Below are 711 nucleotides of genomic sequence, written 5' to 3'. Positions count from 1 at the left end.
ATCTTTAGCATATAACAGGACACTTAAATTTTTTATAAAACCTACGGTACCTGTCTTTCCACCTAAAATATCATAATAATTATTTAAACTTTTATTATATACAGTACTTTTAATTTCCGATTTTCTTGTATTATCTCCTAATATTCTTACTATATGTTTCTCTTTTTTCCAAATTTTAACGATAATTGGATTTAAACTTGCTTGTAATAACAACAATGATAAATCGTAACTTGTTGATAGTTGTCCTTTTTTAGTTAATCCTGACGGATTTTTAAAATTTGAGTTTAACATTCCTATATTTTTTGCTACTTCATTCATTTTATTTATAAATAAATCCATTTATTTTCACCTATTTTCTTTTAGTATTCAATGCTAGTATATAATAAAAATTAAAGGGGTGAAATTGATGATCAGATTTAAAATCTTTTAAATACCTACAAATACATAAAATTCAAATCATTGGACGTAATATTTTTTGTTGATTAGAAATTAACTGTTAACAGATATATGAGGTGAGATTAATATACACGTCCCTTATCTCTTAGGTTTCAATTCAGACACGAAGAAGAGGGCGTTACTTTTCTAACAATTTCATTCGTATCATAGTGACCGATAGTCGTCAATGCTATATTATTACATTTACTGGCTTAGTAAATGTAATAAATAATTAATAGGTAAATTAACAATTAGTGCCCCCCGCACTATTGCAAT

At 26.0% G+C, this 711-nt stretch carries 1 pseudogene; it reads right to left on the bottom strand.

The features are described from left to right. Window positions 1-339 (bottom strand): annotated as a pseudogene (locus tag HMPREF3270_RS03260) (hypothetical protein); the annotation flags it as partial. Window positions 340-711 lie beyond the last annotated feature (372 nt).

The sequence above is a fragment of the Staphylococcus sp. HMSC65H10 genome (assembly GCF_001839185.1).
GTDB lineage: Bacteria > Bacillota > Bacilli > Staphylococcales > Staphylococcaceae > Staphylococcus > Staphylococcus simulans.
This window is presented reverse-complemented; position numbering and strand designations above follow the sequence as displayed.